Consider the following 26,643-nt stretch of genomic DNA (forward strand, 5'->3'; position numbering starts at 1 on the left):
CTTGAAATATGAATATTCAATCTATTTTATCAAAAAAACAAACGATTTACCAGCTTGACCGATATGATAGTTATCGAGCTAACCGTTGTAACCTCAGTTTTACTTGATCAAGGGCACCACGTAACCGTTGAACAGCAGCTAAAATTTCAGCAGTTGTTGATGAATCATCCAAGGTAGACAGCAACTGTTTCTTTGCTTCTTGCACAATTAATTCTTTCTTAAATACACGCCGATTTGATTGTTTCAATAGCATCGTCGCCATCGCAGTCACGCCTTGCCTAGCCGTTTGCAAATCAATAAATGTCTCTGACAAATCACGGTGTGTCTTTTTCATGGCGGCGAATCCCTCACAGGTATGAATGCGACCAATTAGTTTTTGTAACGTGGGTTCATTGGCCACACTACTCTGATAAACTTCCTCCAAAAGAATATCTAACTGACTTTTCTCAGTTTTAGTTGATGCATTAATCATTTTTTGAGTGGCTTGCAATTGCTGATAGGCAGCCATGATGGCTTTTGAATTAACCGACTTCATAGTGTGCTTGAGATAATTGATCTCGCTAATAATTTCTTTATCTTGATGAGATCCATGGATTGTCATGAGCAATTGCCGTGCCAGCTTCAACGCCTCATCCAATTCTGCTTGTTTCCGTCTTACAGATGCTCTTAATCGATTGGTTAAAGAATAGATTGAAGCAATTGTCGCCTTGCTGTCGTACAATGTATTGTCTAGTACGAGTGCATCAATTTGGACATCATTATCTTCCGACCAACGACTCATGTTTAGACCATTGAGGTATGTTTCAGCAAATTTAACAGCTTTTTCACGTTCAACTGTTGCTTGTGTCACACGATCAGATAATAACTTAAGAACAAATTGTTCATCTGCCATGGCGCCCTTATACATCGCCTGAATAAATTCAATGACAATTTTCACTTCAGGTTCCATTGCCACACTGCTTGTCATCATATTTGCCACTGTCTCTTCTAAATGAAGATCAAATTTTTCACGTTGTTGCAATAATACAGCAAGTTCTTTTTCAGCATTTTGATACAATTCATTCCAATTTTCATGACATTTTTTGGCTGCTTGAAGTAACCTAGTATTTAACTGTTGGTATACATTTTCGGAAGATAAAAGCTTATAACGCTTTAACAATGCGCCTAAATCACGACGATATTTGGGTGCTAAATTTGTTAAATCACTAATTTGGTTTGTTTGCAATAACTGTGCATCAGACATTTTTTTAAATAACCCAACACTTGGCCCAGCATTCAAGTCTGTTAAAGCTATTTTTCTATCAATTCGTGCCAAAACAGTTGTACTTGTCAATTTAGAAATCGCTGCTTTTAATTCATCAACATGAGATTCAGGGCGGAGCAATAACTGTGATAACGCCAATACTGTTTGCCTAACTTTTGTCTCATTACCAACTGGTGTAACATCATAAAGTGTCATTTTAGCTTGCCGGAGTGTCTTCTGATATACTTTTTCTGCTGCAAGCATTGTGTCGTGTAAGTATCGGCGAGCTGTTATTAATTCATCATTGGATTTTGCTGTACTTAAACATTTTTTTAATTTTTCCAGAGCAATTTGAACGTCAATATTCTTGACTAGATGTGGTGGCACTTGCAATCTTCGCGTTGACTCAAGCACTTCATCTCGGACATTTTCATCAGGATGAAAAATTAAATCAAAATCGAATTGATTCGTAAATTCAGCGGCATTTCTGTCAGAAACTTTATCAATCTTTTCTTCCCAATCTTTTTCTTTTCCTAACATTAGCGATGCAATTGTTCGTCGTTGATTGACCCAAACATAATGTTTTTGAGGTGCCTTATCCATTCTTCTTTCTCCCCTTCATTTTTTGACCAGTCATACTATATTTCTATTTTAAAAAATGAAAGTGAATAATTATTGAACTAATCATGTTGAGATAAGTAAGAATTTTAAGTATTATGAAGAAATTGCGTCCAAAAAAAAACGCATTACTGCGTTTAATAGTTATTACCACCAAGTAACTCCAAATACATCATAGCAGCACTGGCAATCAATGCTGCTAAAATATCGTCAAGATAAACATTAATACTATCTGTTTTATCGTTGATGACACCAATCAAACCTGGCTTTAAATCATCTAACAAACCGTAATGAACCGTCGCTGCCGCAGAAAATTGCTGGGTAATTGCAATCGCTAAAATTTCATCAACATTGTGCCCATTAGCATCTCGTTGCAAGCGAGGTTTTAATGGTTGATCATCTGACATTGTTTCCGCTTGTTCATCCAAATAAAGCGCTGTCAAAATAATATCTGCGACTTCATCTTTGTGTAACACACGTGAAATAGCTTGTGCCAATGTCTGTTCATCAAGTTCATCATGATATTTATCAGTTAAAAATGTACGAGTGCCTTCTGCAATATCTTCAACTTTAACGCCACGCTTTGCTAACTGCGCAATGGCTTGCTCTTGTAATTCTTGTGTCATGATATCTCCTTTAATCACCAACTGTCATATTTGGATTTTGATAGCGTCTTGTCAAAATCACATGTGGAATTTCATCCAAAGCTGTTTTTACATGTTCCTGTTGTGCTGCTGTAAAATCATTGATTGCCACCAAAGTATAAGCGTATTGTCCAACAGCACGGTTGCTCAATTGTTCAATGTTAATGCCATTATCTCCAAAAAAGGCAGAGATTTGCCCAATCATGTTTGGTACATTTTCATGAATTATACCGACGCGATAGTTGGTTGTAAATGGTTCATTAACATCAGGATAATTCACAGAATTAATAATATTTCCAGTAGTCAAATATTCATCTAGCTCCTTGGCTGCCATCAAGGCGCTAGTATCTTCGGCTTCAATTGTTGAGCCCCCAATATGTGGTGTAATAATAACTTTAGGATTATCAAACAAAACATCATCGGCAAAATCAGTGATATACATACGAAGTTGATCACTATCTAATGCGGCTTTAGCCGCGTGATCGTCAACAATGCCACCACGTGACAAATTCAATAGTGCTGCTTCTGGCTTCATTAATTGCAATTTGCCAGCATCAATAAAGTGGTCGTTCTTTTCTTCCATTGGAATATGGACGGTGACATAGTCGGCTCGGCGCAAAACCTCTTCAACATTACGCGCATGAACAATGTGTCGGTCTATTCGCCATGCTGTATTAGCATTTAGACCCGGATCGTAGCCAATCACATCCATATCCAAAGCCAAAGCTGTGTTGGCGACCTTAGATCCCACATTTCCCAATCCAATCACACCAAGCGTTTTACCAGCTAACTCTGTGCCTCGGTAGCCGCCTTTATTTGATTCAGTCCGCAATGACACATCACCACCACGTGTTTGGTTAGCAAATCTAATCGCACCAACCACCGGACGAGCTGCTAAAATCAATGAAGCAATTGTTAATTCCTTGACCGCATTTGCGTTACCACCCGGTGTATTAAAGACAACAATGCCCCGCTTTGACAAATTTTCAATCGGAATATTATTAAAACCAGCCCCCGAACGGACAACAGCTCGGACTGTATCTGGAATCACTTCATCAAATAAATTTTGTGAACGTAATAAAATTGCCTTAGGCTGTTCTGTTGAATTAATATCGTAGCCATGTTGCGCTAAATAATCCAATCCTTTGTGGCTAATTGCATTATACGTTTTTATGTTAGTCATTGCTTATCCTTTTTCTACTTTGTTTAAAAATTCAATCAGTGCATCAACGGCTGCCATTGGCTGAGCGTTATAAAGTGAAGCTCTAAAACCGCCAACAGAACGATGACCACCAAGATTAAATAAACCATTTTCTTTTGCTTGAGCAACTATTTGTGCATCACGCTTTGCGTCATTTGTCGTGAAAACAATATTGGTCAATGAACGATCTGAGGTCTTTACTGGTGCCTCAAACAAACGAGATTCGTCCAAGAAATCATACAACTTAGCTGCTTTTAATTGATTACGACGCGTCATTTCATCAACGCCACCCTCTGCTTGTACCCAAGACAAGACCAGGTCAAGGGCATAAATAGAAAATACTGGCGGTGTGTTATACATTGAATCTTTATCTAAATAATTTTGATAACGCATCATTGGGCCAACATGCTCAATCGATTGCGAAGCTAACCAATCTTTTTTGACAATGGCGAGTGTGACGCCAGCAGGGCCGAGATTCTTTTGAGCACCTGCAAAAACAGCATCAAATTGTGTGATATCATAGGGTTCTGCCAAAATGTTCGAACTCATATCAGCCGTTAAACGACCAGTTGTCTGAGGCAACATATCTTGATGATAGGTTGTGCCCTCAATTGTGTTGTTGGTAGTGATATGCAAGTAATCATAAGCATTCGCATCAAAATCACCCGTCAATTGTGGTAAATAACGATAATGCTGTGATTTACTTGAACCAACAATTGTCACTTCTTTGCCCAGCATTTGAGCAGCTTGCGCCGCTTTGGCAGCAAAATTGCCCGAGTCAAGTACCGCAATGCTTTGTTTGTTCGTTGCCAAATTCAACGGTAACATTTCGAATTGTAACGAACCACCACCTTGAACAAAAACAACACCATATTCGTCGGGAATAGACATCAAATCACGCAGGCGTTGCTGCGCGCTGGCCATTATTTTTTCAAATTGTGCCGAACGATGTGAAATTTCCAAAATGGACAGATGTGTGAATTCATTTTGTGCCAAATCTGCCTTTATTTGGGAAATAACTGGGGTCGGAAGTACACCCGGACCCGCCGAAAAATTATACGTTACCATGACCATTCCTTTCAGTATACAAAAAGACGACATCAGTTATTAAACTCATGTCGTCAGCAATTCCACGTTATCATACGCAAAGAATCCCAATCACACGAGTGATTGAGTGGAGGAAGAAGCTAAGTTGACTTTGAATTCTGTCATTACAATTTCCTTTTTTTACGTAACACTAGAATACCTTATTTAGAAAATTTGTCAACCCTCTTTTTTTCGGGTATAATGAAAGAGTTGATTTGCCGATGTGGCGGAACTGGCAGACGCGTACCGTTCAGGTCGGTATGATGGCAACATCGTGCAGGTTCGATTCCTGTCATCGGCATATTCCCCGTTTTCTCACAAATGTTGAGGGAACGGTTTTTATTTGCATAAATGTTGATTTAACAACTTATCGATCATATGTTGTCGGACCATTTGATCTCATCTATCATCACTGAAACCCTGCTTTTCAAACAAAAAACGACCTTACCACAAACATGGTTGAGTCGTTTTTTTCGATGATTTAGAACCACTCATCATCAACTGCTCTTTGCAAAGTTAATGGACCGGTTTGGGACTGAATTGTAAAATTGTCCGATGTTAATCCGGTCTTTTTTTCAAAAGCTTTGATAAATGTACCAATATCCGTATTCGGATCTTCATTTGATCTTAAAGTGACAAGATAATGTTTGTTTTTAGGATTACTCCAGATACCTAAATCGCCTAATGTATCTAGGTTTAACCCGTTAATTGTGTCATCAATTACAATTTTATATTGCCGACGATGCAAAACATTGTTTATTCCCATTTTACTCTCCTACGCTCATTAAAATTCTAGTAATAGATTAATTAGAAATTATCATGAAAGCGCTTTCTTGTCAAATAAATAGCCTTTTAATATTACCTCAAAAAAATTCACTGTTGTGACCCGTCATTGATGTTGGTCATTCAATTCATAAAGAATCTCTAAAAAAAGTTATCACTTCCTTAACGGCAGTGCGCTTTCTTTGATTTTTCACAATTTAGCATTATATTTAAGTGAGAGAATACTTTTTGAGGAGGCGATAATATGCGAATTACTTGGTGGTTAATGGCTGGCATTAGTTATTTATGTGCTTTATTATTATTTGCGCTTATCGTCATTGGCCGTTCAATTATGGATTGGTAGCTAATTTCCCATGGAATAGCGTATAATGGCTTCATTATGAGAAATCCAAATGGACGTATGAGTCCCACAGAAATTAAAAAGCAACTCGCCCATTCTGACACAACAGCCGTTGAAATGTTACGGTTCGTGTTTGGATCCGTTTTAAATCGGCAATGAATCTGAAAAAACGATTCAACATGCGCTTGACAATTTAATGATTGCAAAGACGGCAATCGTCATCGCTCACCGACTAAGCACTGTTCATAAGGCCGATCAAATTATTGTGATGAATGATGGTCGAGTTGCTGAAGCTGGTACACATGACACTCTCTTGCAGCAGAAAGGTATATATAAACGACTATACGATGCCCAATTTGAATAATTTTATGACAAAAAAGACTTTATACGATTTGATGGTTGATCATCAAGGTAAAATAGCGAAACTGCAATTTTACGACATGGCTGATCAGTTTTTTTTAACGATTGGTGATTGGTCGATGTCACTTTCTGAAAGCAATGCTACCGAACTATTTTCAATTTTTAAAGATGATGAACAAGCCACATTTTCAACGTTTAACCAACGACCGTCGCTCCTAGTGACACAAAAAAAGAATCCAAAATAATTTTTGGATTCCTTTTTTATCAATTAAACGATTTAGGCCAATGCTTGTGCTGCAGTAATAATAGCAACCTTATAGACATCTTCTTCATTGGCGCCACGTGATAAATCAGAAACAGGTTTTGCCAAACCTTGAAGAATGGGACCAATTGCTTCATATCCACCTAGGCGTTGGGCAATTTTGTAGCCAATATTTCCGGCTTCTAGACTTGGGAAAATAAACGTATTGGCGTGCCCAGCAACCTTTGAATCAGGTGCCTTAGCTGCACCAACTGTTGGCACAAATGCAGCATCAAATTGCAACTCGCCATCAATCACGTCAGCAAATTCTGGCGCCAACTCTTTAGCTAGTTTGGTCGCTTCTGCAACTTTATCTACCAATGGTGACTTAGCTGAACCCTTTGTTGAAAATGACAACATAGCCACTCTTGGGTCAATTTCAAAGACTTTGGCAGTCTTGGCTGATTGAACAGCAATTTCCGCCATGGTTGGCGCGTCAATATCAATATTGATAGCAGCGTCGGAGAAAACGTAGCGTTCATCACCCTTTTGCATAATGAAAGCACCAGAAATCCGGCTTGAGCCGGGTGCAGTTTTGATAATTTGCAACGCCGGACGAACCGTATCGCCTGTTGGATGTGTTGCGCCAGAAACCATGCCATCAGCCTTGCCTGTGTAAACAAGCATTGTGCCAAAATAATTAACATCTTTTAGCCACTTGGCAGCCGTCTCGGCATCTGTCTTACCCTTACGACGCTCAACCAGCGCAGCATTTAATTGAGATAGTGCGGTTTCGTTATAGTTGGCAGGATCAATTACTTCTACACCGGACAAATCAAAATTATTAGCGGTTGCAGTAGCTGCTATGGCTTTGCTATCTCCCAACAAAATTGGCTTCAAAAGGCCATCCGCTGCCAATCTTACTGCGGCGCCTTGAATACGGACATCTTCTCCTTCAGGAAACACAATTGTTTTATTTTGACCACTAATTTTAGTTTTAAGCTGCTCAAATAGTTCCATAATTCCTCCAAATTCACCACTGTGAATCACTAAATTTTCATTTACACCTTAATTGTAACAGACCAATTCATAATTGTCTGCGATTTTGTTGTTATTTTGTGAATGTCTTAACTATTTCAGCCAATCAATGGCCGTCCGATTGTGTGTGCTTAAATAAGCATTGGCTTTTGAAAAGGGTTGGCTACCAAAAAAGCCACGATATGCCGATAACGGACTAGGATGAGCACTCGTGATAACTAAATGCTTTGATTCATCAACAAAGCGCCGCTTCGATTGGGCGAATTTTCCCCACAAAATAAAGACTTTCGGTGCACTATCTTCTGAAGCAATTTGAATCAAAGCATCAGTTAATGGTTCCCAAATTAAACCTTGATGTGCATTAGCACGCCCTTCCGGAACAGTTAGTACAGCGTTGAGCAATAAAACGCCCTGCTCTGCCCAACTGGTTAAATCATGAGACTGACGCTGCCCGATATCTGTTGACAGTTCTTTTAAAATATTTTGCAAAGACGGCGGCGCAGGAACGTCATCAGGAACTGAAAAACTCAGACCTTGTGCTTGACCAATTTCATGATATGGATCTTGCCCCATTATCACGACTTTAGTCTCAGGAAGTGGTGTTGTTTCCAGTGCGGCAAAAATTTTCTCTCTAGGCGGAAAAATATTTTCTTCGAACTGATAGGTTTGATTAATAAACATTGCCACACGATCTAAATAATCCGAAGTAAGTTTTGCTTTGACGGCTGATGCCCAAGTTGTATGAGTTAACGGCATTTTTTTCTTCTTTCATGATAAAATAATAGGTGAATGAGAGGTGCTTAGCAGATGACAAAATATTATTTGAGACAGCGACATAGTATTGATGATGGTGTCAATATCGTTTTTGATTCCGACTTCAAGGCATCTTACCTTGTTTCAGGTCGATCCGGTAAAAAGTCTGATGAACTTCACGTTCAAGACATGTCAGGCAATGTGCTAGTACGTATTCGTCAAACATCTTATGGCATTTTACCACGCTTCACCCTTAACTACCGTGGTCATATTGTTGGCTCCATCAGTTTTACTTTTGGGCATCTCGGTGATATTGTGTATGTTCGTCATCTTGGTTGGTTAATTTCAGGTAATTTTATTGCCAATCGCTACCTCATCTACCACAATACCAAAAAATTACTCAGTGTCAAACCCGAAAGTCGTCCTGATGGTATCTATAATCAGTTAACCGTCACTTTCGACTCACAAGCACCAGTTCATATCGCTATTGCTGCTCTATTGGACATTTGGGGTGTAAAATCTAACCCGCTAACGGCTATCAAATGGCTACCAGGCCAAAATCGTACCTACAAATTAACAACCAGAGTACACTAAAAAAACCACCAATTTTTTCATTGAATAATGAAATTTGGTGGTTTTTATTATTTTAGAGCTTGGTTAAATTAGATCATTTCCAAGTGCAACTGTTGTGGCTTAGCCCAACCAATTTTACGCATAATGCGATAGCCAATAAATGAAACAACGACTGGTACGGCAACGCCGACACCCATATAAGCAGCAAATGCAACTGGGTTAGATCCTGCCAATGCCAATGGCACAATGAATGAGTTAAATCCGATACCTGCCATCGCGAATGGTGCCGTCACATGGAAGACCATTGTTGCAATTGGCGCAGCAATTGCGGCGCCAATCATTGGTGGGATAATCAAAGCTGGATTTTCTGTCAAATTAGGGAATTGAATTTTTGGTGTTACAATACCTTGTGCAATGGTTGCCCCAATCTTGTTTTCATGGAATGACATTGCAGGGAAACCAACGAATACTGCGGTTGTACCAATCAAGATAGCACCGGCTGCTTCCGGCGACGTTACACCCGTGGCACCAATAGCAACTGCCAATGCAGCGGCTGAGGCTGGTGTCATTGTCAAAGCACCGAATACCATCGCAACAACAGCTGTTCCAATAATTGGGTTAACTGCAACACTTGAAGCAATGAAAGCACCAATAGCAACCAAAATTGGTGTTGTTACAGCGGCCAAATAGTAACCCGCAACTGTTCCAACAATCGTTGTTGCAGCAGGGACAATCACCATATCCAATGGTGTTTTTCCACTCAACCATTTACCAAACAACACGGCAATCAAACCAGCCAATACAGCCGAAATCGGTTGTCCAGTTGTAATAATTGCTGACCCAGCAGCTTGTGCACCGGCATAACCAGTTGCGGTAACACCTTGCACAGCTTTATCAGTGAAAAATACAGCGTTAGCACCAACCGCTGATGCAGCCATAGCACTAAACATAACCATTGTATTGGTCTTCATTTGTGAAGCAATCGCTGCGCCAAAAGCTGCTGGCAACATTACTTTTGTGATGGCACCCATTTGTACCATTGGTGCCCAGTGAATAAATCCTGCAATTGTTTGCAACAATAGGCCCATACCCAACGTCACCAATATTGCATTAGAGACAGCGGCGCTGACTTTGTAAACTGTATCGCGAATTGATTCTTTGTCGACCGCGGCTGACTTTTTGTTACTTGCTGATTTTACCTGTTTTGCTGTAATTGCATTTTGTGCCATAATTCTTTCTCCTTAAATGTGTGTTCTCCAATGTGAGCCCACAATCGTTGAGAAAAATAAAAATGTCCCAACGATTGCTCGTTAGGACATTCCTACCTAACCAGCCACCAAACTTATCAATGATGATAGTCTAGTAGCTGATGTTGCTCAAATAACAACCTACTAGACTCAAATGAGTTGGAGGTTGAGGAGGAGGGCGTTATTGAATTTGATGGTCATGTGCTTTGTCATGATACGACTCCTTAAATTTGAGCGACGAATGCGCTATTACTTTATGAATATTAATATACACTACTAATATTTACATGTCAATACTTTTTCTAAATTCTAATAAAAGTGTAGTATAATTGAATGATTGGAGGGTTTATCTATGAAAAAATTATTTCAATTCATTGGTGCTGTTGTCACAATCATTGTTGTATTACTGATTCTCATCCCTATTCTACTGGTCGTTATCGGTGTCGCTGTGCCAGTTGTTTTGAGTATCATTGGTATTGCACTATTATTTGCTCTCATTGTCGCTGCTATTGGTGGTATTATCGCTATGCTCACAATGTGGCGCTTTAGACGTGATATCAAAAACAACGATTTTGACTTTGAACATCATGGTAAACATTATAACGTCCACATTGATAAAAAAGGCGCAAGCTTTAAAAATCGACGCGACGTGACTGAAGAATGATAGCCTATCTTGAGCTGCTCAATCAATGGGCCAAAAAGTTTGAAACAACTTCTGATGTTCTTTTTAAAATTCAAGCAGCTCAAGAAGCCATAATATGCTTGAATCAACATCAATTACCTAAAAGCAACTTACCCCTATTATCATTTTCAGAAAGAGACATTTTTAGTAATTTTGCTTTAATGCCACTTGATGATGATTTAGCCATGTTTCGACAAGAAATTATTACAACATTCGGGCTTTGGCATATTCCTAATCAACAATGGTTGATGGATTTACATCATTTTATCAGTGGCCGTTCAGTATTAGAAATCATGGCTGGCAATGCAGTCATTTCTGCTGGGCTTCGCCAACTCAATGATCAAGTTGCCAGTACAGACAATTTTGATTGGCGCGGTCAGGATATTTTGGCACCAGAACCATGGACTTATGTTGAACAAGAAGATGCACTTAAAAGCGTCAAACAGAGAACCTTTGATGTTTTAATTTTAAGTTGGGCTCCTGACACTCAAAACATTGACTGGCAAGTTCTGACTGCTTTGCGTAGCAAAGGATTTACAGGGGATTTTATTGTCATCGGCGAACAAAATGGTGTCACAAATTCTCCTGACTTTTGGCAAAATGCAATTTTATCGGAACCAGAAATTCTCAATCAGAACCATCAACCCTTTGATACTATCAAAGACGCTGTTTGGTTAGTCAAATAAAAACGATTACGAATTCTCACGTAATCGTTTTTATTTGTATTTTTTTTCTAAACCGCTCATCCAGTAGCCTAATACGATACCTAAAGCAAACAAAATCGCACTAACTATGACACTGGTCATGTTGAAACCACTATAATCAGCAACTGGTGGGATGACAATTAAGATTGTTGAAACCACAACAATCGCCAAAATAAAGTGGTAAACAAGTGAATAAAAATGTTGTAACAGATAACTCATGACTTTAGAAAAAGAAACTAAAGTCACGATTGCCCCCACAGCAATTGGTATGAAGACACCCATATCCGCGCGCTTGAAGCCAGCTAACATTGGATCGAAAAGGCCAAGATATAACAAAAAATTCGACGGACTTAAGCCTGGCACTATCACACCGAGCGCAATGAGAGCCCCTGCCAACAACCAAGAGAAGAAATTAATTGGCATTTGTCCAAAAATAGCAGTCATGTTATACAAAAATAACCCGCCAACAACTGCTGTTACACCAAACATGATCCAATCACGATAACTACGCCCTTTTTTTGCACTTTCCTTGAATAGTGCAGGCAATGTCCCAACAATTGCACCAGCAAATCCCCAAAGCACCATTGCTTTATAAGAGACCAGCAAAAACTCAAGTGGTCGACTGAGTAAAATAATGCCAGCAATTCCACCCAAACCGACTGGCAAAAAAAACGCAAAATCTCGTTTGAAATTTTGACGAATATGGGCCATAAAATTGAGCATTCGCTCGTAAAGCCCTAATATAGCAGCAAGAACGCCGCCTGAAACGCCTGGTAAAATAAAACCTAAGGCAATAAAAACACCTTTTATAAAGCGAATAAACCAATTCGTAATTTGTTTTTTTTCCATAGCATTAAGATTAAAGGATAAATGAGAAGGTGTCAAGCTCTGCCACTATCCCATTTTTGAAACTTTTAATATTCCATCAACGCTAAAAATGGTACTTCACCTGCTTCCATGATCTTCTCACGACCATGTAAATCTTCTAGCTCAATAATGAAAGCAACACCAGCAACTATACCACCTAATTTTTCAATGATTTCTCGTGTCGCATTAATTGTGCCACCAGTAGCGAGTAAGTCATCAACAATCAAAACACGCTGACCTGGTTTGATAGCATCCTCATGAATTTCAAGTTCATTAACGCCACCATACTCAAGTGTATAGGATGCACTGACAGCTTTACGCGGAAGTTTGCCACCTTTGCGCGCTGGAACAAAACCAATTCCCAAAGTGTAGGCTAATGGTGACCCGACAATGAAGCCACGAGACTCAGGACCTGCAATTAAAGCAACATCCAATTGCTTGGCAAAATCTGCTATCGCGTCAACCGCTTGTTTGTAAGCAACGCCATCCCCCATCAGTGGTGAAATGTCACGAAAATTAACGCCTTGTTCAGGAAAGTTTTCTACTGTTGCAACGTAATCATGTAAATCTACTGTCATTCTTTTTCTCTGAGCCAAAGCTCATACTTTCTAAATTATCGACCAGCTAAATATTTTTGATATGTTTTGGAAGTCGTTAACGATTTTTGTGCGGCATTTGGGTTAATTTTGACAAAACCGTCATGTACCGACACAAAATTTAACTCGATAAACACTTGCACCATAATATTTAGGTCCGTTTTGCTAATATTGAATTGTTTGGCAATTTTATCCAAATTTTCGGCAAAATTCAAGGTTTGATTGTGATAAATAAATTTATATAAACTCGCAAAAAACCTTTTATGTTCTTCATTATCATCTTTTTGAACCGGTAAATCAACATCAAGCAATAATAATTGTAATGTTTTTTTGCCTCGAAAATAATTCAAACCTAACGTACCAACCATGGCATGACCATTAGGCTGTGCGACTACCGGCAACCAATCAGGATGATTAAAACCAAGCACCTCAACATTATTTTGTAATTTTAACTTGATATGTTGTTTAGCATTGCCCATTGTGACAGCACTAACAACACTTGGTGATTTCAAAGCAAAGACAGGCTGTGGATTATCTGTTCCAAATGGTTCCATCATTTGCAAATCATGATAAATTTCAGTTGTCATCGCTTCAGGTGGCAAAACCAAATTGACATCAATTGGCTCAGGTTTCACAATAATTTGATTATTTTGTGATCGTATTTGTTCAATTAACTTTGTTAAGTTATCTGGCTTTATTGCCAAACCCAAAGCACTTTTGTGCCCACCGAACGTTTCGTATAAATGGCGATAGTTATTCATCAATTGATACAAGTCAAAATCACCAAATGTTCGGCCCGATCCTTTATAAATACCATCAACTAAACTCAAAACAATCACAGGTTTTTGGAGCATATCAACCAATCGACTAGCAACAATTCCCAAAATACCTTGGTGCCAATTATCCCCTGCTACAATAATCACTTTATCTTGCTGATATTTATCTGACAAAGCAACTTGTTTCGCTGCGCCCAAAACTTCCTCAACAATTTCTTGTCGCTGAGCATTCAATGCTTCAACCTCAGAAGCTAAGGTAGTGGCTTCATCTGGATCTTGACTCATCAACAGTTTTAATGATAAATCAGCATCTCCAAGTCGTCCCACCGCATTTATGCGTGGTGCAATCTTGAAGCCGACTGTTTCTGAAATCACTGGTTCATTATCTTTTTGCCCAGCGTTCTTTAAAACGGCACTCAAGCCTGGACGTGGCGCTTGATTGATTTGTTGCAAACCAAGCGCAACAAGGACACGATTTTCGTCGGTTAGTGACACCATATCTGCTAATTCGCCTAATGCCACCAAATCTAAAAGTTCTGTGGGTAACTCAGAAATATCAGTGGCAGTTTGACCATCACTGAGTAACGCCTGCGCCACTTTGAATGCCACACCAGCTCCTGACAAATCACCAAATGGATAGTTCCCTTCAGGATGTCTTGGATGTACAATTGCAAAAGCGTTTGGCAGTTTTGTGGGTAATTCATGATGATCAGTAATAATGACATCAATCCCTTGCGCCATTGCATATTCAACAGCTTCATGACCACTAACACCATTATCAACTGTCACAATTAGCTGCGCACCGTCTGCAATTAGTTTTTGGTACGCCGCTAGGTTAGGGCCATAACCATCAGAAAAGCGGTTTGGAATATAGGCCGTCACATCAGCGCCTAAAACCTCTAGTGCCTCGACCATGATGGCTGAACTAGTAACGCCATCCATATCGTAATCGCCATATACAACAATTTTTTCTCCGCCAAACGCGGCTTCCTGCAAACGTTCAATTGTGATCGCCATATCATGGAGCGCCATCGGATCATGGAGCGTAGACATACTAGGCTTTAAATACTGAAAAGCAGCCTCAGGCGAATCATAACCTTTTTGCGCAACAATCATCGCGGAAAGTTGGCTAATATTTAATTGTGACACCAGTTGCTTAACAACTTTGTCATTTGGTTTTGGCAACATATGCCAGTTACTTTGACTCATGAATTTCTTTCTTAAATGGAATTTCGATCACATCCAAATCTCGCGCAACGTATGTGTTTGGAAATACTTTTCGCACGTCTTGAATGAGATTTTTGACCAATGGACCAACATATCGTGCTGATAAATGTGTTAGCACTAGCTTGCCAACTTGGGCTTTTTTCGCCACATTAGCTGCGTTAATACTAGTTGAATGAGCGTGTGCTCTCGCCATCTTTGATTCTTCATCACTGGCACCATAAGTGCTTTCATGAACTAATACATCAGCATGATGGGCCAATAAAGCAATATTATCATTGGGCCGCGTGTCTAAAATCAATGTCACGACACGCCCTTTTTGTGTTTCCCCAATGAAATCTAACCCGTTGATCGTGCGTCCGTCAGCTAATGTCACGGTTTTACCAGCTTTTAATCGCCCATATATGGGTCCAGAAGGTATATTTTCAGCACGTAACTTGTCAACCAAGAGTTCTCCTGGATGATCTTTTTCAACGACGCGGAATCCCCAAGTTTCAATGCGGTGACGCATAGGTGCGGCAATCACTTGAAAAGTCGGATCATCAAAAATAATCCCTTCCTGCAAAGCCACATAATTGATAGGATAAGACAAACGTGTTTCAGAAACACGCAAAGCAGTCTGGACAAAATCTTTAATGCCCTTAGGGCCATAGATCGTTAATGGTTCATTTTTATCAGCACCTTGAAAAGAGCGAGAGCTCAAAAAACCAGGAAGGCCAAAAATATGATCCCCATGTAAGTGAGAGATGAAAATTTTTTCAACTTTGCGTGGTCGAATTGTCGTTTTTAAAATTTGGTGTTGTGTGGCTTCCCCAACATCAAAAAGCCAGACAGCATTTCGTTCATCCAGTAACCGTAAAGCAATACTAGTCACATTTCTAAATTTAGATGGCTGGCCAGACCCAGTTCCAAGAAATTCAAGTTGCATGTTTTTTTACCTACGGCGTGCTTTCCTTTTAACGTTCATAACGAAATCAATTATAACAAAAAAAAAGCGTCTCCGCTCATTTTCACTGTTTTTCAATATCCTAACAATCTGTTAATCTTGTTGCCAATTAGCTAGTTTGAAAGCTAATCGTTGCTCCATCTCAAGCGCTTCGCGAGTCGGATCTTTCTTGTAAAATTCTTGATGATACTCTTCAGCTTCATAAAATGGTTTAACATCTTCAATCGTTGTGACAATTGGATCGGTAAATCGGCCAGACGCGGCTAATTTTGCTTTAGATTGTTCGGCAATTTGGCGCTGCTTTTCATCAGCAACAAAGATAACAGGTCGATAGTTATCACCACGATCTTGAAATTGCCCCATTGCGTCAGTTGGATCTGTTTGTTCCCAATAGATCTCAACTAATTCTGCATAAGTTATTTTTTCGGGATCAAACCAAATTTTAACTGCTTCTGTATGACCAGTGGTGTGTGATGATACTTCCTCATAAGTTGGATTAACCGTGTGTCCGCCTGTATACCCAGAACGGACCTTTTCAATTCCCGGTAACGAATCAAAAGGTTGCACCATGCACCAAAAGCAACCGCCTGCAAATACTGCTGTTTCAATTGCCATTATTTTCTCCTTACAAATTAAAAGTAAAATGATTTGATTCTAATTTTACTTTAATTGTCATCAAATTTCAAAGGTTTCTTGTTGCTTGGCCAATTTAACACGTTCAATATCTTCTTTTGCATGAATTAATCGTGTTACAAGTGCATTAAAAGGTGTGGCGATATGATTTTCACGTCCCAATTTAGAAAAATAGCCATTCAAAAAGTCGATTTCAGTTCGTTTACCAGCTTGAATATCTTGGTACATTGATGGGTAGTGATTACCCGCGTTTTCTGGTTTTAGCAAATTCGACAAATCGCTTAAAATACTATTCACATCAACATTAACGCCAGCCACGTCACCAACTTGCTTAATCTCATCTAAAATGTTCAATGCAAGATCCATACCATTCCCTGCTGTGCCAAATTCAGCAATATTAGCATCAAGTAAGACTGTCAATGGGTTAAGGACAGAATTAATGCCCGCTTTATGCCAAATAGCTTCTACAACATTATCGGATACCTCAGCATTAAGCCCTGCTTCATTCAAAGCAGTGACAACAGCGGTAATATCTGCGTGATCAATCGCTTGCAACTTGATGGAGCCTGTACCGGTCACATGAATTTCACCAGGTTGAACCAAATCAGATGTCCACAAAGTTACCCCAGCAATAATTTGTTGTGATGACACATGCTTTGCCATTACTTCAACATTACCTAGTCCATTTGACAAGACTAATAACTGCGTTTGTTTTGTGATAAGCGGTTGAATGTCAGTTAACATACGATCCAATTGTGGCGTTTTCGTCAATAAAATCACCAAATCAAATTCACCAGTAACTTCTTTGGGCGTCATGACTGGAATAAAAAACTTTTTAGATGACCCGTCATCCTCTGTCACAGTCAATCCCTTAGTGTTGATTGCTGAAATGTGTGCTGCCCAGCCATCTATACCAGTTACATCATGACCAGCGCTTTGCAACATTACACCAACTCGCGCACCCAATGCACCAAAACCCGCAATTGCAATTTTCATGATTTATTGTCGCATATCACCCAATCAGTAGCGATTGTGATACACTTCCTCCACTTTACTTATTAGTACCGTACCATATTTTCTCACTAATAAGTAAAATAAAAGGCTAAGATTTTTCTTAGCCTTCCGTCATTTCTTCAGTTCGAATGTCATCGAGTAGATCACGTTCTTGTGAAGTTAATTGCCGATTTTTAAGCAAATCAGGTCGCCGTAAGTAGGTTCGTCGTAGCGATTCTTTCAGACGCCACTCTGCAATTTTAGCATGATTACCGCTAGTCAAAACTTCCGGCACTTGTCGTCCTCTAAAGTCTGCCGGTCTAGTGTATTGCGGAAATTCAAGTAGTCCATTTTGAAAGGAATCATCGTTAGCACTTGAAGCGTTACCAAGAATTTCTGGTAAGAAGCGCACTGTGGCATCAATGATAACCATCGCGCCCAGTTCACCACCAGTCAAAACATAATCTCCAAGTGAAATTTCATCATCCACTAATTCACGAATACGATCATCATAGCCTTCATAATGACCCGCAATAAATGTCAAATGATCATATTGCGCCAGTTCTTGTGCAACAGCGTGATTAAACTGTCGTCCAGCAGGATCCAGTAGAATCACATGTCCCTTATCACCGGCTTTTTTTTCAACGTCGGCCATCGCATCAAAAATTGGTTGCGGCATCAATAACATGCCCGCACCACCGCCGAATGGATAATCATCAACATTATTATGCTTGTTGTCCGTAAAATCTCGGAAATCAGTCACATTAAAATCAAGTGCTTGTTTGTCAATCGCTTTTCCGATAATTGATTGGCGCATTGGCGCAAACATATCTGGAAAAAGGCTTAAAACATCAATTCGCATTAATCTAACAACCCTTCTAAAACATCAATGGTAATCAATTTGTCGTCGACGTTTATTTCCTTTACAACATCATCAATCAGCGGAATGAGCGCATCAGATTGACCTTCACGTTTAACAATCCAAACATCATTAGCGCCCGTGGTCATAATCTCTTTAACGATACCGATATGATTGCCTGATAAGTCAACAACCTCACTATCAATGATTTCATCATAATAATATTCATCATCGCCAAGTTCTGGACGTGAATTACCCTCTACATAAACGTCATCACCTTTGTATTTTTCGATCTCGTTAATATTGCTGACACCGTCGAAGAGTACCAACCACGCATTTTTGTGTAAACGTGAGGATTTAACTGTTACCGGTACGCGACCTTGTTTTGTATCAATAAAAAGAGACGCTCCTTTTTGGAAGCGTTCTTCTGCAAAATCGGTGATAGCCATAATTTTGACTTCGCCACGGATACCATGCGTATTAACAATTGTGCCAACTTTAAAAAAATTATCTGTATTAGTCATGACTCTATTGTATCAGGTTTTTAAGTAACAACCTATACTCCATGTTAATCAATTTTAATGCCTTCTAGGGTTAATAGTTGCGTTTTGACTAAAGTACCATATCGAAATTTGCCAGCGCCACCACTTTTAGGCAAAATACGATGACAAGCATTAATAATTGGCAGTGGATTTTTACCAACAGCGCTTGCAACAGCACGAATCGCCCTAGGACGACCGACTTTTGCTGCTAATTGACTATAAGTCAATGTGCCTTTGAACTGATTAAGCATTCGCCAGACTGATTTTTGAAATTCAGTACCCGAAAGAAAATCAATTGGCACACGCGTCCAGTCAACTGGCAAACCGTTTTCATATTCGTGGAACAGTTGCGCAACCGGCAGTGTATCTTGTTCTAACTCATATCCCTGATATTCAGACAGAAACTCAGCTACCCCATCGTTTGCCAAACTGATAAAAACTAAATGTCCATCACGCTCAAAAAGAGTTAAATGACCATCCAAAAATGTAATTGTTTCATACTTAATCATATGTTTAGTTTATCATGATGGTAATGATTCAACAATTTTGTTGCATTAAAAGTTAACCCTATTTGCCAAAATAGTTTTACTTATTTTTTTCAACTTTAAGCGATGTGAGTTGGCTTAATAATTTACGTATTCGTGAATTGCATGTATCAGATTCTGTTTCATTAAAATCAGTACCGAAGATTTTCCATAGCAGATAAGCAATACCCAAGATCAACAAAAAACCGCCAAAAACTTCAATAATAAGTATATCGGGAATTAAAATGACAATAACAGTTGTTAAAAATATAGCAAATATAAATGCAGGCATAATATTTCTCCATTCTGCGATAATATTAATTGCTAAACTGCTGTTTAGTTACCATTTATAATACCATTAAATTTCTGTAATAGTTATCTCATTTAAATCCTTTTTTTAGGATTAAAATAAAAATTATTTTGGGCGATGCTTCCCACTGAAACTTGATTGCGATTTGAAATGATTGCGGGTTTTTAAGTATTCGGATAATATATTATTGGCCTGCCCCACTGAAGCTCATTTTAAAACGGTTATATAAAGTTTGAGTATAAAGCCCCATTGATCTGACATACATCTGAAGCAACTCATTAGAACTTTATCCATATTATGCCGTATAAAGCCCCATTGATCTGACATACATCTGAAGCGATGTTATACGTTCATGAGTAATTTTCTTAGTATAAAGCCCCATTGATCTGACATACATCTGAAGCAGGAGGTCTGGCGAGATGTCACAACCCTCAGTATAAAGCCCCATTGATCTGACATACATCTGAAGCTCTCGAGCTCGTTGTACTTTAATCTTTATTGTATAAAGCCCCATTGATCTGACATACATCTGAAGCGTCCTGCACGCTCTAGCCACTTGTCAGGTAGTATAAAGCCCCATTGATCTGACATACATCTGAAGCAGACCACCTGTTCGCATTGGCTAGTCACTTCCAAATTGAACAAAATCTTCATCAAAGAAGACTTCGTGGTATGCCTCGCCATTTTTTTTGATGGGTGACGCAGCCATTCCAAGGGATAATACTTTCATGCCGTGAGTCATGCTAAAATCATGTAAACTCAAAATTTCCAGTGGCTTTAAATAGAGATGTATATTATTAAAGACTAAAATGCGCTGCTCTGAAAAGTCAGACATAATACGTACCACGTCTACTATTTTATCATATGCCGACCCACTATTGATAGTATCAATTAGCACCTTTTGTGATTTGATCAACTCATTAAAATCCCATTCTCGTTCAATACGTAAAGGTAAATCATTATCAAAAAGTATTTGTTGGAAAATCGTTTTAATCGCCATATCATATCGTGCTAGCTGCATTAAATTATCTTCATCAGCATGACATGCAATAAGACTCAAAATGGATTTAGCATAAATTTTACTCAAATCAATTTTATTTTCAATGCCACCAATGTACTGTACTGCTTTATTAAGGGAAATTAATTGACCATTTTCACTAAATATCAATTGATCTCCCACTTGTAGCTCCTGTATCCATTGCCAATAATATCTGGCGGTCTGGAAATTGACAAAAGTAACGCCTTCATTAACTATAATAGGTTCATTGGGATAAAGTGTCATTTTCATATAATCACCAATCTATCGTTCGTGTTACGTACATCTTGTTTTGATTCACCGGTCAGAAATTTCATGCTAGCATACTGTTTCTCAGTGATAATGAGTGTTTGAACTAACCCATCGGACGGTGCTGATTTTGCTAAACGTTTTTCTAGTAAAGCTGCAGATTGTTTATTTGTCGTGACACGTACATACACTGACTCTTGAATCATTAAAAAACCTTCTGATAACAATAATTTTCTAAATTGACGATAATTTCGCCGATTTTCACTTGTCTCAACTGGCAAATCAAACATTACCATCAATCGCATGATACGATACCTCATATTTCAAAATTCCAATCTGGAAAAGCAGATTCATGATTTAAATAACCAACAGATGTACGTACAATATCACCAATGGCCTGAGTTAACAACATTTCTTTTCCGTTAATGTTTAGACTTTGATTTAGTACATCAATTAGCTCAAATTTTATGTCATTTGTTAATTGTGCCTCCATTGCATAGCGTTTAACAGTACGGTCAATAATTGGCCGAAAGGGTTCCATAAAGTCAGAAGCTAAATTATAGTGGTTATGTGGACCCTCATGGTGAATTGCTAACTCAGTAAGATACCCAGCAGCAGAAATTTCTCTTGCTACCGCGGCCGCCAATATAGAATAACCGTAATCAAGCATATCGTTGATGCCAATATTTTCTCCTGAACGAACAAAATCATTCCCAAATAATCTTGGGAAATATAATCTGGCTGCAACTGCTTCACGATTGCTAGTATCACCTACTTCAATTGTTGCCAAAAGTGCATTGATACTTTCAATATCTGTCACTCGATATTCATTAAGTAATGCGACTTGATTTTGAATTTTACATTTCACAATTTTTGACCATAATAATGCTTTATCATTTGTTCCCCATTCAATTTGTTTATGAATATTCTGATTACGATTACTGTTAAGATGATAAGCATTAATTTCACCAATCGGGGCCCCGTTAAGATCTGAAAACACAATTTTAATACCACTCTTAATAATTTCAGCAATCGCATATGTTGTAATGACTGCGCGCGTTGTTGTAATCACAATTGCTTGAATGTCTTCAAGTGGTATTTGATAAACATCTGAGTCAGTTTGAACAACTAACTGATTCAGCTTATACTTAATCTTACAATGTTGTGTAATAACGATATTTCGCCATGCCATCTTGTTTTCGCTCCTAAAATATGCTTTAATAGTCGTAGAGAGATTAGTCATCTCTCAGGGTATAGAACCCATTGATCTGACATACAAAGTTGAAGTAACGCAAGGCGTCAGCCAAGCTTATTGACTTTTTACGAGTGGCCCTATGGCCGTACATAAAATCCCGTGTTGCCTTTGCAACACGGGATTTATCTTTATTCATCCTTTATTACATTAGCTAACTCAGCTACAGTGACTCTTCTTTCAAATATGCCCGTTGGCGACTGAAAATGAATATGTCATGTGGCTGCATTTTACCATTACTTATTAACTGACCAGCACTCGTTCCTTTTTCTGTTTCAGTTTTGAATCCATACAGCACGCCGTTAACTTTACCGCCAATTTTTCCTACTGCACCTAATTGATTTTTTGATATGTTCATAAATTTTAGTAAGGAATTTATAACATTTCTCTTTGCTTCATCAGGCATTTTGTCAAATAGATACTTATTATCAAATATTTTGTTGTACATAACCTGATGAATGCCAAACACAAACTTATCGTGTAATGTTGCCAGCAAAGACTCAAAAACTTTCTTATATTCATCATCAGTCACTGAGTGATTAAGATAAATATTATCCAATATTTTTTTGACATCTACACTAGGTACAAATTCAAAATTATTATGATAATCTCCACCTGTTGCGATTCTCAAGCTAGCAAACTTTGATTTTTGTGGATCTGAACTATTACTTAATAATATTGGCTGTCCCACAGGAATATGGTTCAAAATCACTTTTGCATCAGGATATTTATCGTGAAGATATTGTTCACTGCTATTGCGAGCATACATTGGTATAGAAACCCACCTGTATTCATCGTGGTTTAAAATCAAAACTGAATATTCATTCTGCAGTTTATTAAATCCACCATATAAGTCGATATTTTTGCTCTTTGAAATTTGTAATTGTGCTTTCTTTTTTCCAGATCCTTTAGCACTAATTAAATTCGCATCATACATTGCACCTTTATTATCTTGAAGCTTTGTTGTCACTAAAATTTTCTTATAACTCACCACTTTTAGTAAGTAATCTAAATCATCTTTTGACCAATAGTTATTTTTAACAACTTTCAGTTCACCAGTTTCATAGTCAAGTTTGCCTCGGGTTGCCGTTTGCATAGAACCGACCACAAACCCAAACGGATTAACACGACCATAGTTGGTGTTTTTACGAGCTGTTTCAATCCATTTTTTCGTATAACGATTATACTCATTCCCGACGCTATCTGATAACTTTCCGGCTTTCATAAAGCCTTTATTTTCAATATACTGACCAACTGTTGCCACGAACAATGCATCATGGGCATGGTGATAATCATTAATATCACGATTTTTTGGCACTTTCGTATAATGGCGCATATCTGTCGTCATATTTGATTTGACTGCAACTGCCTTTGTATGATTAAAGTGAGAATCAATCAATGAAGATACGTTAACAATGATTTGTCTCGTTTCAACCAGTGCTCGAGCAATAAAACGTTCTTTTTGTTGTTCTGAAAAATCACCTCGACGTGTCAAATTTTCAAATTTGCGCTTACTAATAAAGCCTTGATCTTTCATTCGTAACCATAGTGGTTTCATTTTTTCGACAACTTCACTGGGTACCACAGAAGCATTCGTTTTTAGGCGATTTGCTTTTGATGAAACTAAAACACGATTATCAAACGAATTGTCTTTGGTGTAAGCTTGAGGAATAATGTGATCAATATCATAGCTAGATAACTGATCAATATTTAACTCATCATTGGAATACATGTCTCGTCCCTGTTGCAAATAATACAAATATAGGCGATCATTTTGTAGATTTTCTTTGGTTTCACTCTCAAGTTGAGATTTAAGTTCTTTGAATGTTTGTTTTAGAGAATCATTTTCGTATAATTTTGACAGTAAATTTTTCCTAGAAAAAGATACACCAGATTGTTGATTTTCTCTGGCAAATTCTAAATAAACCCGTTCAGGTTCCCCACCCATCGCTTTAACAATATCATCAAGTATTCGAAAACTTTGCGTAATACCACGCTTAATCTTTTTATCTCCAGCTAGTTCTTGAATTTGATCATAGACATCATTAGTATCTGAACTATCACTTTTATTTTGTTCACTAATCCACTGACGAACACCATATAAGTCCTCTGCATTATTAATGATTTCCATTAAGTTAAGTTGTGTATGATACAGTGTGTCGATGATAGTTTGTCTACTTGTTGCAGGATAAAATGTCGAATTTGTGATTTTATTAACATCAACTACTTTTGAAGATAACAACTTGCGAGATAGCCGTCCCCAGCCGGTCCAGTGTTTTTCAGCTAATTGATTTGCTTGCGCCAATGTTAATTCTGAAATCATTGATAATTGTCTTAACAGTACAGTCTTATCTTCAAAAACAGTTTGCAATTCAATGATTTTTTCCAAGACATCTGATTTGACTGACTCAACAAAAGTTCTACCCAGCTTATCAACCAAATAATTGTAGCTAGACAATTTACTATTAAAAGTTTTTTCATTCGTATCTGATAAGCCTGTGATTTGTATACTTGGCGCAGCGTAACCATTGGCAATTAAATAATTCTTAACATCCTTAGCAGAAACACTATTTTGGGTTTTAAATAAATGTTCAAAAACATCTTGCTTAATTTTCACATCTAATTTGTGATTATCTACACGGATGTTATTAAGTTCCTGCAAAACATTATACTTTTGATATAGCAACGAGTTTTGCGGCAAAGTCGGTTCACCAATTAAGTAAGTATCCATTCCTGTCAACCGCTCGATAAACTTCGCTGCTGACTTATCTTTATCAACAATTTCATTAAAATTCCATGGTGTTAGATTAGATAAACTAGTATTTTCTTTAAATTCTACCCAGTGATTTTGCCCACCGTCAGGATTATTACGATCAGCATTTTCTTTAGAAACGAGTGGACCAACATAATATGGCACTCTAAAATTAACCAATCCGGCGAGCTTTGTTTCAGTTTTACCATTTTGTGTATACGAATCGGCTAAAAATGGATAATATTTGCTTTGTTGCGAAATAATTTTATCTAATTCATTACGGTGTAGTTGATGCGGAATAGCCCCATTAATTTTGCTTCGTTGTGACGGCAAAAAATCATGATCATCAATTTTCTGCAATAACTCAATTTTCTTATCCTTTGAAATTATCGAGTCGTCAATTATTTTCTTAAAATACTTATCAACATTATCAACGTCTTTTTCCGCTAAATGAGCCTCATAGTATTTATCAAATTCTTTCTTCTTATCCTTACTAAATGAATTTAAAATATTTTCCTTAATGAATTTTAAATCGTCCTTGTGCACTTTATAACGTTCAACCATCGCTTCAGACACAGATTTAGCGTTACCAAGTAACATTTTTAAAGTTAATCCATCAAAAGATAATTTCAACAACGACAAGAATTCAATTTTCTGCTCATCTTGTAATAAATTAGAGAGCTCATCCAACTTAGCCTCAACCTCTTCATCAGAATACTTAAAGGGTTTACTATCAGTTACAGGGTGATTGATTTTTTTCTTTTCTTCCTTATCCAAATCACTAAGCGAAAACATAGCAACACTGTCAACTGAGTTACCAACAACAGCATTTAATATGGCTTTCAGTATCTTCTTCGCACCAGAGTTCGCTAATTGTACATGTTGCAAAACCCTGTCAACTCGTTCACTTTTACTTATTTTCGAATAACTGATTTCAGAAGAAATTTTATCTGGTAAATCCAATTGATCTAAGTTTAAAAACTTAACAGCATCGGGATAAAAAGTATTATGAAATTCACGCAATAATGCCAGAAATTTTTGCGCATCAAAACTACTATTTGCACTAATTTCACCTGAATTCAAAAAATGGCCACGATATTTAACAATATGGTGAATCGCTAAGTAAACTTCACGCAAGTCATGTTGTCGATTGTCTGTCATCAGCTTTTGGCGCAAATGATAAATTGTTGGATAATCTTGATAAAAAGCCTTTTCTTGTTCAGAATTATCAAAAACCCCTACACCAAAGTGTACATTATCAGTATCATTTTTATTAACCCAACTATATTTTAAGCGTGGCAAAAAGTTTTCATCAATTTTAGATAACTCCGATGCAAAAATATCATTCAGCAATCGCAAACGCCACCGACGACGTGATAAACGACGGCGTGTAGTACGATAACCACGTCGTTCAGCAGCAGTATCAGCTCCTTCAAACAGGCGTACCCCAATCAAATTCTTGCCTTTTGTGCGCTTCAGTCGATAGTCTTCACCAATGACAGCCCAACCAACAGAGCCCGTTCCAATATCTAATCCAACACTATATTTCATATTTTTAATCCCTTCTCACT

General features: G+C 38.1%; 26 protein-coding genes, 1 tRNA gene, 1 pseudogene and 1 CRISPR repeat array. Of the genes and pseudogenes, 6 read left to right on the forward strand and 22 right to left on the reverse strand.

The annotated features are described in order from the left end of the window. Nucleotides 1-70: 70 nt before the first annotated feature. From ACI3ES_RS07140 to serC, 4 genes are all read right to left on the reverse strand, one after another. On the reverse strand, nucleotides 71-1,846 hold the full coding sequence (locus ACI3ES_RS07140; RefSeq protein WP_114666822.1) for a hypothetical protein: 1,776 nt from the start codon (nucleotides 1,844-1,846) through the stop codon (nucleotides 71-73). Nucleotides 1,847-1,998: 152 nt separating this feature from the next. After that, nucleotides 1,999-2,487 carry a phosphatidylglycerophosphatase A gene (locus tag ACI3ES_RS07145; RefSeq protein WP_114666823.1) on the reverse strand — a complete coding sequence of 163 codons (489 nt, stop codon included), beginning with the start codon at nucleotides 2,485-2,487 and terminating at the stop codon, nucleotides 1,999-2,001. A 10-nt stretch (nucleotides 2,488-2,497) separates the two neighbouring features. After that, a complete protein-coding gene (locus ACI3ES_RS07150; RefSeq protein WP_114666824.1) occupies nucleotides 2,498-3,688 on the reverse strand; it encodes a 3-phosphoglycerate dehydrogenase family protein in 1,191 nt (396 codons plus the stop codon). Nucleotides 3,689-3,691: 3 nt separating this feature from the next. Further along, entirely contained in the window at nucleotides 3,692-4,774 is a 1,083-nt protein-coding gene (gene serC / locus ACI3ES_RS07155; protein ID WP_114666825.1) for a 3-phosphoserine/phosphohydroxythreonine transaminase, read from the reverse strand. Nucleotides 4,775-5,009: 235 nt separating this feature from the next. Here serC and ACI3ES_RS07160 point away from each other — a divergent pair. Continuing rightward, nucleotides 5,010-5,093, forward strand: a tRNA-Leu gene (locus ACI3ES_RS07160). Nucleotides 5,094-5,273: 180 nt separating this feature from the next. On the opposite strand, the gene ACI3ES_RS07165 is transcribed toward ACI3ES_RS07160, so the two are convergent. Next, the gene (locus ACI3ES_RS07165) at nucleotides 5,274-5,558 is read right to left on the reverse strand and encodes a hypothetical protein (RefSeq protein ID WP_114666826.1); all 285 of its coding nucleotides are present in this window, start codon (nucleotides 5,556-5,558) and stop codon (nucleotides 5,274-5,276) included. A gap of 505 nt (nucleotides 5,559-6,063) precedes the next feature. Here ACI3ES_RS07165 and ACI3ES_RS07170 point away from each other — a divergent pair. Further along, nucleotides 6,064-6,279, forward strand: a pseudogene (locus tag ACI3ES_RS07170) (ABC transporter ATP-binding protein); the annotation flags it as partial. Nucleotides 6,280-6,283: 4 nt separating this feature from the next. Next, nucleotides 6,284-6,520, forward strand: coding sequence for a hypothetical protein (locus ACI3ES_RS07175; RefSeq protein ID WP_142511638.1), 237 nt, complete (start codon nucleotides 6,284-6,286; stop codon nucleotides 6,518-6,520). A 32-nt stretch (nucleotides 6,521-6,552) separates the two neighbouring features. Here the strand turns inward: ACI3ES_RS07175 and pta are convergent, their stop codons facing one another. Beyond that, nucleotides 6,553-7,536: a phosphate acetyltransferase gene (gene pta / locus ACI3ES_RS07180; RefSeq protein ID WP_004914684.1), complete on the reverse strand. Its 984-nt coding sequence runs from the start codon at nucleotides 7,534-7,536 to the stop codon at nucleotides 6,553-6,555. Between the two features lie 111 nt (nucleotides 7,537-7,647). After that, entirely contained in the window at nucleotides 7,648-8,310 is a 663-nt protein-coding gene (locus tag ACI3ES_RS07185) for a uracil-DNA glycosylase (protein WP_317212435.1), read from the reverse strand. A 51-nt stretch (nucleotides 8,311-8,361) separates the two neighbouring features. Between ACI3ES_RS07185 and ACI3ES_RS07190 the strand changes: the two genes are divergently transcribed. Further along, nucleotides 8,362-8,901: an LURP-one-related/scramblase family protein gene (locus ACI3ES_RS07190; protein ID WP_114666829.1), complete on the forward strand. Its 540-nt coding sequence runs from the start codon at nucleotides 8,362-8,364 to the stop codon at nucleotides 8,899-8,901. Nucleotides 8,902-8,969: 68 nt separating this feature from the next. On the opposite strand, the gene ACI3ES_RS07195 is transcribed toward ACI3ES_RS07190, so the two are convergent. Next, complete coding sequence (locus ACI3ES_RS07195) at nucleotides 8,970-10,109, reverse strand: PTS transporter subunit IIC (protein WP_004914689.1); 1,140 nt, start codon at nucleotides 10,107-10,109, stop codon at nucleotides 8,970-8,972. Between the two features lie 370 nt (nucleotides 10,110-10,479). Between ACI3ES_RS07195 and ACI3ES_RS07200 the strand changes: the two genes are divergently transcribed. Both ACI3ES_RS07200 and ACI3ES_RS07205 read left to right on the forward strand, forming a co-directional pair. Beyond that, nucleotides 10,480-10,791, forward strand: coding sequence for a hypothetical protein (locus tag ACI3ES_RS07200; protein WP_114666830.1), 312 nt, complete (start codon nucleotides 10,480-10,482; stop codon nucleotides 10,789-10,791). Then, the gene (locus ACI3ES_RS07205) at nucleotides 10,788-11,495 is read left to right on the forward strand and encodes an SAM-dependent methyltransferase (protein ID WP_114666831.1); all 708 of its coding nucleotides are present in this window, start codon (nucleotides 10,788-10,790) and stop codon (nucleotides 11,493-11,495) included. The genes ACI3ES_RS07200 and ACI3ES_RS07205 overlap by 4 nt, the downstream gene beginning before the upstream one ends. Before the next feature lie 30 nt (nucleotides 11,496-11,525). Here ACI3ES_RS07205 and ACI3ES_RS07210 read toward each other — a convergent pair whose 3' ends face one another. The 14 genes from ACI3ES_RS07210 to cas9 all read right to left on the reverse strand — a co-directional run bounded on the left by ACI3ES_RS07210 (nucleotide 11,526) and on the right by cas9 (nucleotide 26,623). Continuing rightward, nucleotides 11,526-12,362 (reverse strand): DUF368 domain-containing protein, encoded by an 837-nt coding sequence (locus ACI3ES_RS07210; RefSeq protein ID WP_036068202.1) that lies wholly within the window; start codon nucleotides 12,360-12,362, stop codon nucleotides 11,526-11,528. 65 nt (nucleotides 12,363-12,427) lie between these two features. Beyond that, nucleotides 12,428-12,958, reverse strand: a complete 531-nt coding sequence (locus ACI3ES_RS07215) for an adenine phosphoribosyltransferase (protein ID WP_004914696.1) — start codon at nucleotides 12,956-12,958, stop codon at nucleotides 12,428-12,430. 35 nt (nucleotides 12,959-12,993) lie between these two features. After that, a complete protein-coding gene (recJ, locus tag ACI3ES_RS07220) occupies nucleotides 12,994-14,961 on the reverse strand; it encodes a single-stranded-DNA-specific exonuclease RecJ (RefSeq protein ID WP_114666832.1) in 1,968 nt (655 codons plus the stop codon). Beyond that, nucleotides 14,948-15,904 (reverse strand): ribonuclease Z, encoded by a 957-nt coding sequence (rnz, locus tag ACI3ES_RS07225; protein WP_114666833.1) that lies wholly within the window; start codon nucleotides 15,902-15,904, stop codon nucleotides 14,948-14,950. The genes recJ and rnz overlap by 14 nt, the downstream gene beginning before the upstream one ends. 111 nt (nucleotides 15,905-16,015) lie before the next feature. Then, nucleotides 16,016-16,537, reverse strand: coding sequence for a peptide-methionine (S)-S-oxide reductase MsrA (gene msrA / locus ACI3ES_RS07230; RefSeq protein WP_036068196.1), 522 nt, complete (start codon nucleotides 16,535-16,537; stop codon nucleotides 16,016-16,018). Between the two features lie 60 nt (nucleotides 16,538-16,597). Then, nucleotides 16,598-17,551, reverse strand: coding sequence for a ketopantoate reductase family protein (locus tag ACI3ES_RS07235; protein ID WP_114666834.1), 954 nt, complete (start codon nucleotides 17,549-17,551; stop codon nucleotides 16,598-16,600). A 118-nt stretch (nucleotides 17,552-17,669) separates the two neighbouring features. After that, a complete protein-coding gene (gene trmD, locus ACI3ES_RS07240) occupies nucleotides 17,670-18,410 on the reverse strand; it encodes a tRNA (guanosine(37)-N1)-methyltransferase TrmD (protein WP_114666835.1) in 741 nt (246 codons plus the stop codon). Continuing rightward, nucleotides 18,410-18,931: a ribosome maturation factor RimM gene (gene rimM / locus ACI3ES_RS07245; RefSeq protein WP_114666836.1), complete on the reverse strand. Its 522-nt coding sequence runs from the start codon at nucleotides 18,929-18,931 to the stop codon at nucleotides 18,410-18,412. Before rimM ends, trmD begins: the two co-directional genes overlap by 1 nt. Before the next feature lie 44 nt (nucleotides 18,932-18,975). After that, nucleotides 18,976-19,458 carry a methylated-DNA--[protein]-cysteine S-methyltransferase gene (locus ACI3ES_RS07250; protein WP_114666837.1) on the reverse strand — a complete coding sequence of 161 codons (483 nt, stop codon included), beginning with the start codon at nucleotides 19,456-19,458 and terminating at the stop codon, nucleotides 18,976-18,978. A 76-nt stretch (nucleotides 19,459-19,534) separates the two neighbouring features. After that, nucleotides 19,535-19,765: a hypothetical protein gene (locus tag ACI3ES_RS07255; protein WP_114666838.1), complete on the reverse strand. Its 231-nt coding sequence runs from the start codon at nucleotides 19,763-19,765 to the stop codon at nucleotides 19,535-19,537. A 254-nt stretch (nucleotides 19,766-20,019) separates the two neighbouring features. Continuing rightward, a CRISPR array of direct repeats spans nucleotides 20,020-20,385; the repeat unit is 36 nt; unit sequence GTATAAAGCCCCATTGATCTGACATACATCTGAAGC. Nucleotides 20,386-20,405: 20 nt separating this feature from the next. Then, nucleotides 20,406-21,071 (reverse strand): type II-A CRISPR-associated protein Csn2, encoded by a 666-nt coding sequence (gene csn2 / locus ACI3ES_RS07260; RefSeq protein ID WP_036067090.1) that lies wholly within the window; start codon nucleotides 21,069-21,071, stop codon nucleotides 20,406-20,408. Further along, nucleotides 21,068-21,373: a CRISPR-associated endonuclease Cas2 gene (gene cas2, locus ACI3ES_RS07265; protein ID WP_004914720.1), complete on the reverse strand. Its 306-nt coding sequence runs from the start codon at nucleotides 21,371-21,373 to the stop codon at nucleotides 21,068-21,070. Before cas2 ends, csn2 begins: the two co-directional genes overlap by 4 nt. Before the next feature lie 11 nt (nucleotides 21,374-21,384). Then, entirely contained in the window at nucleotides 21,385-22,260 is an 876-nt protein-coding gene (gene cas1, locus ACI3ES_RS07270) for a type II CRISPR-associated endonuclease Cas1 (RefSeq protein ID WP_114666841.1), read from the reverse strand. Nucleotides 22,261-22,483: 223 nt separating this feature from the next. Continuing rightward, nucleotides 22,484-26,623: a type II CRISPR RNA-guided endonuclease Cas9 gene (gene cas9 / locus ACI3ES_RS07275; protein ID WP_317212451.1), complete on the reverse strand. Its 4,140-nt coding sequence runs from the start codon at nucleotides 26,621-26,623 to the stop codon at nucleotides 22,484-22,486. Nucleotides 26,624-26,643: the final 20 nt, after the last annotated feature.

Source organism: Leuconostoc falkenbergense (assembly GCF_045801155.1).
GTDB lineage: Bacteria > Bacillota > Bacilli > Lactobacillales > Lactobacillaceae > Leuconostoc > Leuconostoc falkenbergense.